Raw genomic sequence first — 15,017 nt, forward strand, 5'->3', positions numbered from 1 at the left:
CTTTCATTATATATAGACCTGCGGCAGAATGCAAGCCAAAACAGCTTAAAACTATGACACTAATTAATTGCTTGTGCGCACAAAAAAAACAAAACGCTGCCGCAAAATGCTAACATATAACATTCTGCTGCAGCTTTTTGTTTTTAATCTATCTCTTTAAATAAAATCTTCTCCCAGCTTCTCTGCCGCCGCGCGTGCAATCTGCTCCGGCGTGATCGGAAGCTCATAGAATCGTTTTCCGACTGCATTGTACACCGCATCAGCAATCGCCGGAAGCGGCGTATTGATAACAATCTCGCCGATCGACTTTGCTCCGAACGGACCAGATGGCTCATAACTGCTCTCAAACTCGACGTTTAAATGTCCATAGTCAATCCGGGTCGGAATCTTATACTGCATCAGGGAATTTTCACGCACACCACCCTGTGCATTACGGGTAATATTTTCCGTCAGCGCCATGCCGATTCCCTGCATCAGACCGCCCTCAACCTGCAGGCGGGACAGATTCGGATTGATCGGTGTACCGCAGTCTACCGCTGCCGCATAATTAATAACGCTGGTTTCGCCTGTCTCCATATCAATCTCAAGCTCAACCGCACCTGCCATAAACGGAGGCGGGGAAATGTGGGCGGTTCTCGACTCGGTTACCTCCAGCGGAATTTCATGCCCGTACATGGACGCCGTTGCGATATCAGCCAGAGCGATCTTCTTCGTCTCATCCCCGGCTTTTTCGGTTGTGAATACCTCTTTTCCGTCAAATTCCACTGCATTCGCCGGGACGCCCAGAAGTTCTGCACCCAGTTTACAGATCTGCTCACGCAGGCGCAACGCACACCGTTCGGTCGCTTTTCCGGTCAGATAGGTCGTACTCGATGCATAAGAACCTGAGTCATACGGGGATGAATCCGTGTCTGCGCCCAGCACCGTGATCGCGTCGATTGGGCATTCCAGCACTTCCGCCGCAATCTGCGCCAGAATCGTGTCACAGCCGGTTCCCATATCTGCCGCTCCGAGCGACAATGTATAGAACCCTTCGTCGTTGACTTTGAGACGGGCACTTCCGACATCCATCGCCGTGATTGCCGATCCCTGCATCGCCATACCCATGCCGACGCTGCGGACCTTGCCATTGCCCATGTCACGCACCGGATATTTGTCTTCCCAGCCGATCATCTCACGCACTTTTTTTACACAACGGTCGAGTGCGCAGCTTGTATTAACCTGATTATAATATGCTGGCATCAGATCGCCCTCTTTAACCATGTTTTTCAGGCGGATCTCAAAGCGATCCATCTGAATCTGGTCTGCCAGCTCATTGACCGCCGACTCGATCGCGAAAAGTCCCTGTGTCGCACCATAGCCACGGTACGCGCCTGCCGACATGATATTCGTATAGACAACATCGCTGATAAAGCGGAATGCTTCAACACTTCCATACAACGGGATCGATTTGTGTCCTGACAGTCCAACGGTTGTCGGTCCATGCTCGCCGTAAGCACCGGTATTGGACAATGTGTAAAGATCGATGCCGCGGATCGTGCCGTCCTTCATCGCGCCCAGACGCACATGCATCTCCATCTCATGGCGCGGCGAAGACGCCGTCTGTGCCTCCATCCGGCTATAAATCAGCTTCGACGGTTTTTTCGTCATCCAGGTAACGAATGCCGGATAGACTTCACAGACCGCCGTCTGCTTCGCACCAAACCCCCCGCCGATTCTCGGCTTGCTCACGCGCACCATCGACTTCGGGATATGAAGCGCATTTGCCACGATTCTGCGGCAGTGGAACACGATCTGCGTGGAACTTAAAATATTTAATCTTCCGTAGGTATCGATCGAACAATAGGTACGGAATGTCTCCATCATCGTCTGCTGGCACGGCTTTGTGTGGTATACATGATCAATCACGATGTCGCAGTCCTTTAAAACCGCCTCGACATCCCCGTTGCCGCACTCATCGTGCGCGCAGAGGTTGCGCTTGTTGTCTGCGCCGACCGGAGCAAGACTCTCCCAGTTGTCCTCTGGGTGAACCAGGATCGGGTTGTCCTTTGACGTATGGAAATCCAGAACCGGCTCTAAGACTTCATACTGTACCTTGATCAGGCGGAGTGCTTTATCGACACATTTTTCATCTTTTCCTGCTACAATCGCCACGATATCGCCCTGAAAACGGACATGGCGGTCGATCAGGAGACGGTCATACGGGCTCGCCTCCGGGTATGTCTGCCCCGCCTGTGTGTAGCGCTTTGCATCCTGCGGCACATCCTCCCAGGTATAAATTGCCTCGATGCCCGGAACTTTCATTGCGATCGCGGTGTTGATCGTTTTTACCATCGCATTCGCATACGGGGAACGCAGAAGTTTGACGATCAGGCAGTCCTGCGGCGCCAGATCGTCCACGTAAACCGGCTGTCCGGTTACCAGCTGCATCGCATCTTTTTTTCGTACAGAAGTATTGACTACTCTCATTCTGCCGCCTCCTTCTGTTTTTCTCTCTTCCAGTCTAAAAATGCCAGAATGCCGCGAAGCTGTCCTTCATAACCGGAACAGCGGCACAGGTTTCCTGCCAGATATTCGCGGATTTCATTCTCCTCCGGGAACTCTTTTTCCCGGAACAGCGCCAGCGCATTCATGATAAAGCCCGGATTACAGAAGCCGCACTGTTCGGCTCCCTGATCGGCAATGAATGCGCCAAATTCTTTTGCCTCCTCCTGGAGTCCTTCCAGCGTCGTCACGCTGTGACCGTCCGCCCGCGCCGCCAGCACGGAACAGGAAAGCACTGGTTTTTCATCCAGAAATACGGTACAGAGTCCGCAGTTTGCCGTCTCGCAGCCGCGCTTGACACTGTAACAGCCCTGACTGCGTACCAGATCAATCAGAAGCGTATCCGGTTCAATCTCCGGGGAAATCTTCGTTCCATTTAGAGTAATCGTTATCTGCATCATATGTGAATCTCCTAATATTCATACTGTTATACGATCATTTTATTGTCCTATTTCGTTTAGCACTTTTCCAGCACACGCACCGCCCGCTTTATCAGAACACCGGTTAAATGTTTCCGGTATTCAGCGCTGCCGCGCATATTTGAAGACGTCTGAACCTGATCACGGATCCACTTTGCAAGACAGACTGCTTTCTTCCCGGTCTGCGTCTTGTCCTGCTTTTCTCTGGTATCGGCATCCGCATCTGCTTTTGTTTCAGCCTTTTGCTTTTCCTCTATAAGCGCCTGTATTGTCTCCGCTGATGCCTCGAACAACACAGCACGCCCCGGACGCGCACCGATGCTAAAACGATATGCTCCATCCGCCCGTTTCGCCGCCGCACAGGTCAGCACTGGAAAATCAGTCTGCGTATTCCGCACGGACTGGTAGTGATATACGGCTTTGTCTTTATGGACAATTAATTTGACTAAAATGTCCCGGCCGCCGATCTGTTTTGCAAATTCCACCAACGGCATCCGTCCAGCTTTGTAAAGTTCCACTTCGGTGTCCATCGCCAGGAACATCGTCAGGACATCTGAAAATCCAAATCTGCCATAGATACTGCCTCCGACTGTCGCCAGGTTCCGAAGCTGCACGCCGACGATATGGCGCACCGACTCGCGCATGGCACCGTCTGTGTATGCCGCCAATCCCGGATGTTCTTCCAGCTGGCGCAGGGTAACCATCGCGCCAATCTCAAACGCATCCTCTGTCTCCTCTATCTGATCCAGCCCCAGCCCTGAAATATCAATCGCGGTTCCTACATTGCCCCGGCTCATCTTCATCCAGATCATACCGCCTATCACCCGGTTCGCTTTTTTCTGATTCAGCTCCCAGGCTTCCTCCAGGCTTTCTACCCGTTTATATTCTCGAATCGTCATCATAGGTTTTTCCTCTTTTTCATCTATTTCTTAAATAACAAAATTATCCATCTTTTATTATAGCATAAAACATGGTATAATTCCGTTGTTATTTTTAAAATACAACGAGACCCCTTTTTCCAGAAAAGATTAGGAGGATTTGACAAAAACTATGAAACCATCCATCCGTACCTACCTCTGCAACGACGAAAACCATCGTTTCTTTGGCGAAGGTCCTCGTCAGCTTCTTCATGCCATCGATGAAACCGGCTCGCTCCGCTCCGCCGCTCTGTCCATGAATATGGCGTATACAAAAGCACTTCGGATTATCCGCTCCGCCGAAGCCACGCTTGGATTTCCACTGACCGTCCGCACCATCGGCGGAAAAGGCGGCGGAGGCAGCCAGATGACGGCGGAGGCGAGGGAGTTTCTAGCTAAGTATGAGGCATATCGGGATGCATGTACGGAGAGTGGGCAACAATTATATGAAGAATTTTTTTGCAGGCGGAAATCTGTTTTTTTCTCTTCTGGAACACAAACGCCCTCTTTCACTTGTTTGCAAAATTCAAACGAGGTCCGGATCGCCTGCATCATCATGGCCTCTGGTCTTGGAAAACGTTTCGGCTCAAACAAGCTCATGGCTTCGTTCCACGGTGTTCCGCTCATCCACTCGATTCTGGATGTGACCGGTTCTGTTCCGCTCTTTGCCGATCGTCTCGTTGTGACGCGCTCCCGGGAGGTTCACGATTACTGTCAGTCCCTGGGAATTCCGGTGCTGATTCATACACTTCCCAATCGGAACGAGGCGCTCTGCCTGGGACTTACACACATGTTAAAAAGGCACCCGGATTTATCAGGCTGTCTCTTTGCACTCGGCGATCAGCCGCTTCTGCGTCCACGGACACTGGAACGGATATGCCGGCGCTATCTCGAATGCAAAATATCACCAGGTCACTCTGAATCTGTTTTCCCAGATTCTGATTTTTCCATTTTGAAATCAAAATTGCCTCAGAATTCAGGAATTGCAGAAAAATCACCGATTGTACAGCTCTGCAGCATCCAAATGACGGCTTCTCCCGAACCTTCCGTCTCAACCACCGTCGGAAGCCCGATTCTCTTCGACCGGGCATATTTTGACGAACTGCTCCATCTGCCGGAAAAAGCTGGCGGAAGCCATGTTCTCCGCCAGCATCCGGACGTTGTCCAGTATGTGACTGCCGAAGTGCTGGAGGAATTGATGGATGTAGACACGCCGGAGGAGCTCAAACGCCTGGAGAATCTGGTAACAATCGAATAAAACTATAAGGACTGACATCACACATGCAGCATGATGCCAGTCCCTTTTTATCAATCTACGTATCACTTTCAGCCATACATTCCATATTTTATAGATGGATCTTATATTTTTATGTACCTATGACCTTTTTCTAATCTTCCTATTTCTTACGCCTCATCCTTCGGCAGCAGCACATTCAGGATAATCGCCATGAAAGCTGCCGGAACGATACCAGATCCGCCGAATACAAGCTGAATTGCTTCCGGCATCTTGGAAAGGATGGTTGCATGTGCACCCATGCCGTAACCAACACCCAGTGCAACAGAGACGATGGTCAGGTTGCGTGAAGTCATCTTCTCTTTCGTGATAAGCTGAATACCGCTAACTACGATCGAAGAGAACATCATAACCGCTGCGCCTCCCAGTACCGACTGCGGCATGATCGAAACGATCGCACCCAGCTTCGGAATCAGACCGCACAGAATCAGGAATACCGCGCCGGTTGCAAGTGCCATGCGGTTGACTACCTTTGTCATTGTAACCAGACCTACGTTCTGGCTGAACGAAGTGTTCGGAAGAACACCGAACAGCGCCGCAATACTGGAACCAAGTCCATCGCAGATAACGCCGCCGGAAAGCTCTTTATCGGTCGCCTCACGGTCCATACCGCCCTCAACGACACCGGAAATATCTCCGACCGTCTCAACAGCGGTTACAATAAACATGATAAGAACCGGCAAAATTGCGCGCATATCAAAGACAATTTTAACCGGGACGATCGGCGGAATGCTGATCCAGCTCGCCTGTGCTACCTTATCCCAGTTTAATACCCATGCTTTGGTATATTCGGTTCCGTCCGCTGCAATGCCCGTGTGCGGAAGCACCAGACCCATGATGAATGCTACAGCATAACCGGCAATAATTCCGACCAGAATCGAGGAAGAACTTAAATATCCCTTCGTTCCGTGCTTCACTGCCAGAATCACAATCAGGACAAAAATAGCAAGCAGCATATTTTCCATGGAACCAAAGTCCTGCGCCGAGCTGCCGCCGCCGAAGGAATTGACGCCGACCCCGATCAATGACAGACCAATTGAAAGAACGACCGTACCTGTTACGACCGACGGGAAAAATCGGCGAAGCGGCTTTAAGAAGCATCCAAGCACACTCTCGAACAGACCGCCGATGATCGAAGCACCCATAATGGCGCCGTACGCTAAAATACCGCCGCCCATCGTAGCCGCCACGCTGTTGAATACACCGATGAAACCAGAGCTGGTTCCCATGATAATCGGAACCTTGCCGCCGACCGGACCAACCGAAAATAACTGCAGCAGCGTGATCAGTCCCGCCACCAGCATCGCATTCTGCAGAAGCTCGATCTGCAGCTGTGCCAGATCGTTTCCGCCCGTGATACCACAGGCGCCTGTGATGATCAGAAGTGGTGTCAGGTTACCGACAAACATTGCAAGCACGTGCTGCAGTCCCAGCGGAATCGCCTGTTTTAACGGCATCTTCGCCTCAAACTCATAGGCAGGTCCCGTAAATTTCTTTTCATTTTCCATAGATTTTTTCTCCCTGTACCCAATTTAAAACTACCTTTTTACACAGTTTCCAAAACATTCTCAATTATAAAAAAAAGCATATGAACTGTAAAGATTGTTTTTTCATTTGTATATTATTTTTCATTAAGTAAGTTATAAGTATTACTTATAATTTACTTACCCAGTCCACAATATCACCAAATACCTCTTCCCGGTTGATCTCATGAAACAGTTCATGCCTTGCCCCCGGATAAAGTTGCATCGCCACATTGGTACATCCGGTTTCTTGCAGATCTTCCATCGCGCGCCGCACACCGCGTCCGCCTTCTCCGACCGGGTCCTCCTCTCCCGATATCAGCAGAATCGGCAGATTTTTCGGAATTCCATCAAAGCCTCTCTTCCGCTTCAAATCCAGCATGACCTGGAAAAAATCGACGAATGCCCCATCGGTAAATAAAAACTGACAGTATGGATCCGCCTCGTATTTTTCATCCTCCTCCGTCACGCGCGACAGCCATTGATGTTCCGTTTTTCCTTTTTCAAAATAGCGGTTATAGCTTCCAAGAACCAGCTGGTGCAGCCGCTCATTTCGTCCATTTCTTCCTTCCAGCCACGCTGCCGCTGCCACGACGGTTCCGCCCAGCCACAAAAGTGGTTCCGGCTGGCTTCCGGTTCCCATGAAAATTGCGCCGTCCAGCCATTCTCCATAATGCGTGATAAAACGGCGTCCAAAAAACGAACCCATGCTGTGCCCCAGAAGAATATGCGGAATGCCCTGAAACTTGTGTTTCGCAAAACGTGCCACCTGCGCCATCGCACCGTTCACGCGGCGGACACCATTTTTCTCCGCGAACTCGCCCAATTCCCCTGGTTTTGCTGTCCGTCCATGTCCCGGATGATCGTGCCCGATGACCGCAATCCCCGCCCGGTTCATCGCCTGTGCAAATTCTTCGTATCTGCCAATGTGCTCGATCATACCGTGCGCCACCTGAATGACCGCCCACGGTGTTTCCTCCGGCTCCCAGCAGATGCCATGGATTCTGCCGCTCCCATCCTGAAATGGAATATAAAAATCTTTGCCCTGTGCCATCCTGATTTCCCCGCTTTCTAAATGCTATATCGAATTATCTCTCTCAACATTGCCTGAAATATTTTTTATTTTCCTGTTTTATTGAAGCATATAATTTTCAGATCCTTTTCATATACAGGATACCACAAAAACACTCTATTATACAATTTTCCCCCCTAAAAAAGAATGTGCCTTGTTGTGTAATAGGGAATTCCCTATTACACAACAAAAGCTCCATCTTTAGACGGAGCTTCTGCAGTCATACGTTTTATATATCGTATGTCATATATTCATGAATCAGTGATTCATTAGTTGTTTGTATACAGAGTAACGAGCTTGTTCAGGTACTGGTATCTAGCCTTTGCCTCTTCCTCGTTCTTTGCATCCAGCGCGCCGGCTCTATCCGGATTCTTCAGAGCCAGAGATGCGTAACGAACCTCACCCTTTAAGAATGCCTGGTAGTCACCTGTCGGTGCCTTGCTGTCCAGAGTGAACTTCTTGTCCTCTGCAGCCGGATTGTAACGGAAGTTGTGCCAGTAACCGCACTCTACCGCCAGTTTCTCCTCGGTCTGAGCCTTGTCCATACCTTTCTTGATACCGTGGTTGATACACGGAGCATAAGCAATGACTAAGGACGGACCCGGATATGCCTCTGCCTCAGCGATTGCCTTAACAGTCTGAGCATAATCAGCACCCATGGAGATCTGGGCAACGTATACATAGCCGTAGCTCATAGCGATGGAAGCAAGATCTTTCTTCTTCACATCTTTACCACCTGCTGCAAACTGTGCAACTGCACCGGTCGGAGTTGCCTTAGAGGACTGTCCGCCTGTGTTGGAGTAAACCTCGGTATCATATACCATGATGTTGATATCCTTGCCGGAAGCAAGTACGTGGTCAACACCGCCGAAACCGATATCGTAAGCCCAACCGTCGCCACCGAATACCCACTGGGATTTCTTAGCGAGGAAGTCTTTGTTCTTCACAATATCCTTGCAGTTCGGGCAGTCGATGCCGTCCAGAGCCTCTACCAGCTTGTCGGTAGCTGCGCCGTTCAATGCACCGATTCCGTAAGTATCCAGCCACTCTTTGCAAGCTGCTTTCACTTCATCGGTCGCCTGTTCTGCCGCCATCACAGCCTCAACCTTACCCTTTAAGCCGTCACGGATTGCGTTCTGAGCCAGAAGCATACCATAACCGAACTCTGCGTTGTCCTCGAACAGGGAGTTGTCCCAAGCCGGACCCTTGCCAGCCTTGTTCATGGTGTAAGGTGTGGACGGTGAAGAGTTGCCCCAGATAGAAGAGCATCCGGTTGCGTTGGCAATGTACATACGATCGCCGAACAGCTGAGTAATCAGTTTTGCGTACGGAGTCTCGCCGCATCCTGCACAAGCGCCGGAGAACTCAAGTAACGGCTGTTTGAACTGGCTTCCCTTAACGGTTGTCTCTTTATATTTATCAATGACATCCTGTTTGATCGGAAGTGTCTGACCGTAGTCATAACCCTTCTGAGCCTCCAGATTCTTGTCAAGACTTACCATCGTAAGTGCTTTCTCACCCTTCTTGCCCGGGCAGACATTTGCACAGGAACCACATCCGGTACAATCCAGGGAAGAAATAGTCATCACGAACTTGTACTGCGGCATACCTGTAAGCGGCAGTGTCTTTGTTCCTTCCGGAGCGGCAGCAGCCTCTTCCTCGGTCATCGCGATCGGGCGGATAACTGCGTGCGGGCACACATAAGAACAGAAGTTACACTGGATACAGTTGTCCGGATTCCAAACCGGTACATTGACTGCGATACCACGTTTCTCGTATGCAGCGGAACCAGACGGAGTTGTACCATCTACATAATCGGTAAATGCAGATACCGGCAGGTTGTTACCCTCCTGAGCATTGACAGCAGCCTGAACGGTGTTGACAAACTTAACAACGTCTGCTCTTCCCTCGGTTGCGTGAGTCATCTCAAGTCCCTCGTCCTCGCCGTTCTTCCAGCTTTCCGGAACCTGAATCTCTACAACGTTCTGAGCGCCTGCATCGATAGCAGCCCAGTTTTTCTTAACAACATCTTCGCCCTTACGACCGTAGGTTGCCTTTGCAGCAGCCTTCATCAGTTCGATCGCTCTCTCCTCCGGAATAATATTTGCCAGCTTGAAGAATGCAGACTGAAGGATGGTATTGATACGGGTCGGACCCATACCGGTCTCGATACCCAGTTTAACACCGTCGATGGTGTAGAATTTAATCTTGTGGTCAGCGATGAACTTCTTAACCTGTCCCGGTAAGTGCTGCTCCAGCTCTTCCATGTTCCACGGGCAGTTTAACAGGAATGTACCGCCGTCAACCAGTTCCTGAACCATGTTGTACTTACGGATGTAAGCTGGATTGTGACAGGCAACAAAGTTTGCCTTGTGGATCAGGTAGGTGGATTTGATCGGTTTATGACCGAAACGAAGGTGGGACATTGTAACACCACCAGATTTCTTGGAGTCATAATCGAAGTAAGCCTGTGCGTACATATCGGTGTTATCGCCGATGATCTTGATGGAGTTCTTGTTTGCACCTACAGTACCGTCGGCACCAAGACCCCAGAATTTACAGTTTACAGTTCCTTCCGGAGTGGTAACAAGCGGTGCGCCAAGCTCCAGGGAGAGATTGGTAACATCATCTACGATACCGATGGTGAACTGTTTCTTGGTTGTATTCTCATATACAGCTACGATCTGAGCCGGTGTAGTATCCTTGGAACCAAGTCCGTAACGACCTGTGAAGATCGGAGTCTGATCGAATTTTGTACCCTTTAATGCTGCTACTACATCAAGGTAAAGCGGCTCGCCAAGGGAACCTGGCTCTTTGGTGCGGTCTAATACGGAAATCTGCTTAACTGTATCCGGAATAGCGTCTACCAGTGCGCTGGCTACGAACGGACGGTACAGGCGAACCTTTACAACGCCGACTTTCTTTCCAGCTGCTACGAGGTAATCGATCGTCTCCTCGATGGTATCGTTGACAGAACCCATTGCGATGATAACGTGCTCTGCATCCGGAGCGCCATAGTAGTTGAACAGCTTGTAGTCTGTGCCAATCTTCTCATTGACCTTGTCCATGTATTCCTGAACAATCGCCGGAAGTGCATCGTAGTACGGGTTGCAAGCCTCTCTTACCTGGAAGAAGATATCCGGGTTCTGAGCAGAACCGCGCTGACACGGGTGGTTCGGGTTCAGTGCATTCTTACGGAATGCATCGATTGCATCCATATCTGCCATATCTTTCAGATCTTCATAATCCCAGGTCTCGATCTTCTGAATCTCATGGGATGTACGGAAACCATCAAAGAAGTTAATGAATGGAATCTTGCCCTTGATGGATGCCAGATGTGCAACCGGGGTTAAATCCATAACTTCCTGTACGCTGGATTCACACAGCATCGCGCAGCCTGTCTGACGGCACGCATAAATATCAGAATGGTCACCAAAGATGGATAACGCATGGCTGGCCAGTGCACGAGCAGAAACATTAAATACGCCCGGGAGCTGCTCACCTGCAATTTTGTATAAGTTCGGGATCATCAGAAGCAGACCCTGGGAAGCGGTGTACGTGGTTGTCAGCGCACCTGCTGCCAGAGATCCGTGTACTGCACCTGCTGCACCTGCCTCAGACTGCATCTCTGTAATCTGAACTGTGTGGCCGAAAATATTGGTTCTTCCGTCTGTTGCCCATTCATCGGTAGCCTCAGCCATCGGAGAAGAAGGGGTAATCGGATAGATAGCTGCCACGTCGGTGTATGCGTAAGAAGCATGCGCTGCTGCGTGGTTTCCATCCATGGTTTTCATCTTTCTTGCCATAATGAATATTCCTCCTATTGATAGTGAATGTATTCAGTAATAAATCTCCCCAAATAGATTGTCCTGGAAATTTACCTGATAATATTATAACAAATTCTCGTCAAAATGCAAATAAATTTGATTTATATCCGGTATTATTTTTCGAACAATTACAAAAAAGCTGTCTACTGTTTTTTCAGATAGTCGATAAAACCATAAAATATGAAAAAAAGCGCCGCCAGATGAAGAAAGACTCTCCATCCAGCGGTGCTTTTCATTCAAATGCCGCTTGAATGCCCTTTTATCATTCATTTTTGCAATCTATCTTACAGCACTTTCTATATTTCACCTTAGTTTTGCCTTGATTTTAATTGCTTCCAGGTCCATTTGCTTCCACAACCGGGTTCGTTTCCTCTGGCTCTGGAGTTGTCTCCTGTGGTCCTTCGTTGGATGCCGCCGCTGTCGTGGTCGGAGCTTTTGTCTCGCCGTCAGGGCTGGACGGTGCCGCTGTGGTTGTCTCATGTGCCGCTGTGCTCTCATTAGCTGCATTTGTCTCAGCTGCGGTGCTCTCTGCTGCCGCCGTTGTCTCCGTTGCGTTGGTCGCTACAGTAGCGGAACTGTTACGTTTGATTTGCGCTGCCTTTCCACGATAGCTGCTATTGTGAAAAAATTCACGACTCACTTCTTTATCATTCTCATAGGTAACCAGATCCGTGGACCAGCGGCTGCCCGGAGTCGCTGCCTTTGTCTGCACTTCCTGACCCGGCTGCAGGGAACCATCCTCGGTATAAACCGCAGACGGCGGATCAATCTCGCCTGTCTTCTCAGAAGACATACGAATCTTGACACCCTCTTTCAGAATCGGAACTCCATACAGTGCGATCGTCAGTTTTCGATCAGATGCGCTGAAGCTTGCCTTGATAGCCAGCGGATATTCCGAGTTGTTGACGAACTTGAAGTCCGGTCCGCCGTAGCTGACTGCCGCATCCTCGCCCGGTGTAACGTAGGACGGCTCGTAGCTGTGTGCGTGGCGCTCCGTACTTTTAAGCCCCGCAAATACAACCGCGTTATATAAGGTCGAAGATACCTGGCAGACGCCGCCGCCTGGCTCCTGGACAACCTCGCCATTTAAGTATGCGGTTGCCGGCTTGTAGCCTTTTTCTTCGGTTCTCGCACCGGTCGTATTGTTAAAGGAAAATTCCTGTCCTGGTTTGACAATCGTTCCGTTTAACGCTGCGACCGCCAGACGGATATTCTCGTTTCGGTTGCTGTTGGAGGTCGTCGTGGTTGTGTAGGTGGACATTGTCTTGTACTTATCCTGTACCGACGAATCCGCTGCGACTTCCTTCGTCTCTGCGGTCAGAACGGCATCAAACTCTTTCTTGTCAATCGCATCGACCATCGCCTGTGCCAGCTTGTCCTGATCGATGACAAGTCCCTTGGTGCCCTCGCTGAACTCAAACTTGCCCGTTTCCTTATTGTAACCGGAGATACCGCCGCTCTTGGCTGCCATGTTCCAGTTTCCGGCAATCAGTGCTGCCTCTGCCTTGGCATCCTCGATCATATTTTCCGTGTTGACTTCATATGTCTCACCCGGTTTCAGATCACTTGCATAGATCTCCTCGAGAAGCTGATCAACTTTATCCGCCATCAGATTGGTGACGTCGGCCTCTTTGTCCTCGTATTTGACCTTCATCTTCCAGTCAAATGAATCAAGGATCGCCTTGCGCGCCTCCTCCTGCGTCATTCCGTAAATATTGACGCCGTTGACGGTCACCGCTCCATCTGCCACGGTACTCTCCTGTACGGCATCCGATTCGGTCGCCCCGCCTGCCGCGCTGCCCCCACCGCACCCGCGGGAGGCAATCGCCGCTATCAGGATAACCGCCAGGACACCGATCACGATCAAAAGGATCTGTGTAATATCCAGATGGTTTCTTCTCTTCTTTTTATAACGCCCGGAAGTATGCCCACTCCGACCGGCTGCCGCCCGGTTCATCGCAGTATCCCGGCGTCCCGTGCTTGTGTGCGCAGCTGTACTTTTTGTATGGCTGGATGTTCCGGACGACGAACGATGCCCGGTACTGTTGTACGAACTCAGCGTTCCGCCCTCCAATCCTCTATGTTCAAAATTCCTTCCTCCTGAAGAATTTCTGTTGTACTCACTCATTTTCCATCACCTGTCCGTCTTTTCCATGAAATTTTATTATATGTGTTTATTTGAAAATATCCCTGCTACAGTATAGCACAATTCCAGGAAAAGAAAATAACATAATTCTTAAATTAACTTATAAATTTTTTTGATCCCCACAACCTTTTCCTGGTACAAATTTCCACAGCCGCTCTGTTTTTTGTATAACGCTTCTTCTTTCAAATATATCTGATGTAAACAATCATTTTTGTTCCCGTTTACACACTGGCAAACTGCAACGGGTATCTGCCGCATACTTGACTTTTCCATCTAATGCGGGTAGTCTTACAGCAGAAGGAGGTCTGCATCTATGCAGTTAATTGATTTACACGTTCATTCTACTGCTTCGGACGGCACACTCACGCCCACCGAAGTGACAAAGCTGGCGCTCCAATGCGGTCTGACCGCCTATGCGCTGACGGATCATGATACAGTTGACGGCGTTGCGGAAGCCATGCAGGCAGCCGAGAACACCTCCCTGACTGTCATTCCCGGTGCCGAATTTTCCAGTCCTTATGAAGGAAAAGAAATCCATATTCTGGGGCTCTATCTGAACCCGCACTGCCCGGAACTTTTATCTGCACTGCGGCAGGTCCGCGAGATCCGCAACCGGCGCAATGAAGAGCTTCTCGCTTTATTTCAGGCAGATGGATTTCCCATTAAATATGAAGATTTAATTCATGGAAATGAACACACTGTCATCACCCGTGCCCATTTTGCACGCGCACTGCTTGAAAAAGGCTGTGTCACTTCGGTCAGCCAGGCATTTGATAAATACCTCGGGGACGGCAAAAAATATTACCGCCCGAAGCAGATGATTGAGCCGGAGGAAGCGATCCGCCTGATCCGTGTAGCTGGCGGTTTACCAGCGCTCGCACATCCTCTCCAGTATAAACTTGGCTGGAAAAAGACCGAGCAGCTTCTCTCCTATTTAAAAGAAGCCGGAATGATGGGCATCGAGATTTATTATTCCTCACACTCTCAATCCGACAGTCTTCATTTACGTGAAATAGCTTCGCGTCTCGGTCTGGTCTCCACCGGCGGTTCCGATTTTCACGGTGCCAACAAACCAGATATCCATCTTGGAAGCGGCTACGGCGGTCTGCGGGTTTCTGCACTGCTGCTGGACAACATAAAAGCCCGGTTACAGCAGAAAAACAGCTAAAATGCTGATTTACCCGCTCACGCTTCTATCGGTTCCGTATGTTCAGGCATTTACAATCTATATAAAAACTTCTTCATGAACCTGATGAACAGACGTCTGTTTATATG

Annotated in this window: 9 protein-coding genes; 2 read left to right on the forward strand and 7 right to left on the reverse strand. The window is 49.8% G+C overall.

From position 1 onward, the window contains the following. Positions 1 to 156: 156 nt before the first annotated feature. Genes DXB70_RS05965 through DXB70_RS05975 form a run of 3 tightly spaced genes read right to left on the reverse strand, consistent with a single transcriptional unit; the run spans position 157 to position 3,865 of the window. Complete coding sequence (locus DXB70_RS05965; protein WP_118672870.1) at positions 157 to 2,469, reverse strand: molybdopterin cofactor-binding domain-containing protein; 2,313 nt, start codon at positions 2,467 to 2,469, stop codon at positions 157 to 159. Next, on the reverse strand, positions 2,466 to 2,942 hold the full coding sequence (locus tag DXB70_RS05970; protein WP_118491184.1) for a 2Fe-2S iron-sulfur cluster-binding protein: 477 nt from the start codon (positions 2,940 to 2,942) through the stop codon (positions 2,466 to 2,468). The genes DXB70_RS05965 and DXB70_RS05970 overlap by 4 nt, the downstream gene beginning before the upstream one ends. 59 nt (positions 2,943 to 3,001) lie before the next feature. Then, positions 3,002 to 3,865: an FAD binding domain-containing protein gene (locus tag DXB70_RS05975; RefSeq protein ID WP_118672871.1), complete on the reverse strand. Its 864-nt coding sequence runs from the start codon at positions 3,863 to 3,865 to the stop codon at positions 3,002 to 3,004. A 148-nt stretch (positions 3,866 to 4,013) separates the two neighbouring features. On the opposite strand from DXB70_RS05975, the gene DXB70_RS14130 reads away from it, so the two are divergent. Next, positions 4,014 to 5,138 carry an NTP transferase domain-containing protein gene (locus DXB70_RS14130; protein WP_182448421.1) on the forward strand — a complete coding sequence of 375 codons (1,125 nt, stop codon included), beginning with the start codon at positions 4,014 to 4,016 and terminating at the stop codon, positions 5,136 to 5,138. A gap of 146 nt (positions 5,139 to 5,284) precedes the next feature. On the opposite strand, the gene DXB70_RS05985 is transcribed toward DXB70_RS14130, so the two are convergent. The 4 genes from DXB70_RS05985 to DXB70_RS06000 all read right to left on the reverse strand — a co-directional run bounded on the left by DXB70_RS05985 (position 5,285) and on the right by DXB70_RS06000 (position 13,724). After that, positions 5,285 to 6,682 (reverse strand): nucleobase:cation symporter-2 family protein, encoded by a 1,398-nt coding sequence (locus tag DXB70_RS05985; protein WP_106999933.1) that lies wholly within the window; start codon positions 6,680 to 6,682, stop codon positions 5,285 to 5,287. A 145-nt stretch (positions 6,683 to 6,827) separates the two neighbouring features. After that, on the reverse strand, positions 6,828 to 7,751 hold the full coding sequence (locus DXB70_RS05990) for an alpha/beta hydrolase (RefSeq protein WP_106999934.1): 924 nt from the start codon (positions 7,749 to 7,751) through the stop codon (positions 6,828 to 6,830). Between the two features lie 287 nt (positions 7,752 to 8,038). Further along, entirely contained in the window at positions 8,039 to 11,575 is a 3,537-nt protein-coding gene (nifJ, locus tag DXB70_RS05995; protein ID WP_106999935.1) for a pyruvate:ferredoxin (flavodoxin) oxidoreductase, read from the reverse strand. Positions 11,576 to 11,921: 346 nt separating this feature from the next. Then, complete coding sequence (locus DXB70_RS06000) at positions 11,922 to 13,724, reverse strand: VanW family protein (protein ID WP_182432114.1); 1,803 nt, start codon at positions 13,722 to 13,724, stop codon at positions 11,922 to 11,924. Positions 13,725 to 14,055: 331 nt separating this feature from the next. On the opposite strand from DXB70_RS06000, the gene DXB70_RS06005 reads away from it, so the two are divergent. Then, on the forward strand, positions 14,056 to 14,910 hold the full coding sequence (locus DXB70_RS06005; RefSeq protein ID WP_118628470.1) for a PHP domain-containing protein: 855 nt from the start codon (positions 14,056 to 14,058) through the stop codon (positions 14,908 to 14,910). The last annotated feature ends 107 nt before the right edge of the window (positions 14,911 to 15,017 follow it).

It is taken from the genome of Clostridium sp. OM05-5BH (assembly GCF_003481505.1).
Lineage (GTDB): Bacteria > Bacillota > Clostridia > Lachnospirales > Lachnospiraceae > Otoolea > Otoolea fessa.

Bases quoted from the DNA above. Each gene is read 5' to 3' on its own strand.
- DXB70_RS05965 (WP_118672870.1), bottom strand. From the start codon at position 2,469: ATGAGAGTAGTCAATACTTCTGTACGAAAAAAAGATGCGATGCAGCTG.
- DXB70_RS05970 (WP_118491184.1), bottom strand. From the start codon at position 2,942: ATGCAGATAACGATTACTCTAAATGGAACGAAGATTTCCCCGGAGATT.
- DXB70_RS05975 (WP_118672871.1), bottom strand. From the start codon at position 3,865: ATGATGACGATTCGAGAATATAAACGGGTAGAAAGCCTGGAGGAAGCC.
- DXB70_RS14130 (WP_182448421.1), top strand. From the start codon at position 4,014: ATGAAACCATCCATCCGTACCTACCTCTGCAACGACGAAAACCATCGT.
- DXB70_RS05985 (WP_106999933.1), bottom strand. From the start codon at position 6,682: ATGGAAAATGAAAAGAAATTTACGGGACCTGCCTATGAGTTTGAGGCG.
- DXB70_RS05990 (WP_106999934.1), bottom strand. From the start codon at position 7,751: ATGGCACAGGGCAAAGATTTTTATATTCCATTTCAGGATGGGAGCGGC.
- nifJ (WP_106999935.1), bottom strand. From the start codon at position 11,575: ATGGCAAGAAAGATGAAAACCATGGATGGAAACCACGCAGCAGCGCAT.
- DXB70_RS06000 (WP_182432114.1), bottom strand. From the start codon at position 13,724: ATGAGTGAGTACAACAGAAATTCTTCAGGAGGAAGGAATTTTGAACAT.
- DXB70_RS06005 (WP_118628470.1), top strand. From the start codon at position 14,056: ATGCAGTTAATTGATTTACACGTTCATTCTACTGCTTCGGACGGCACA.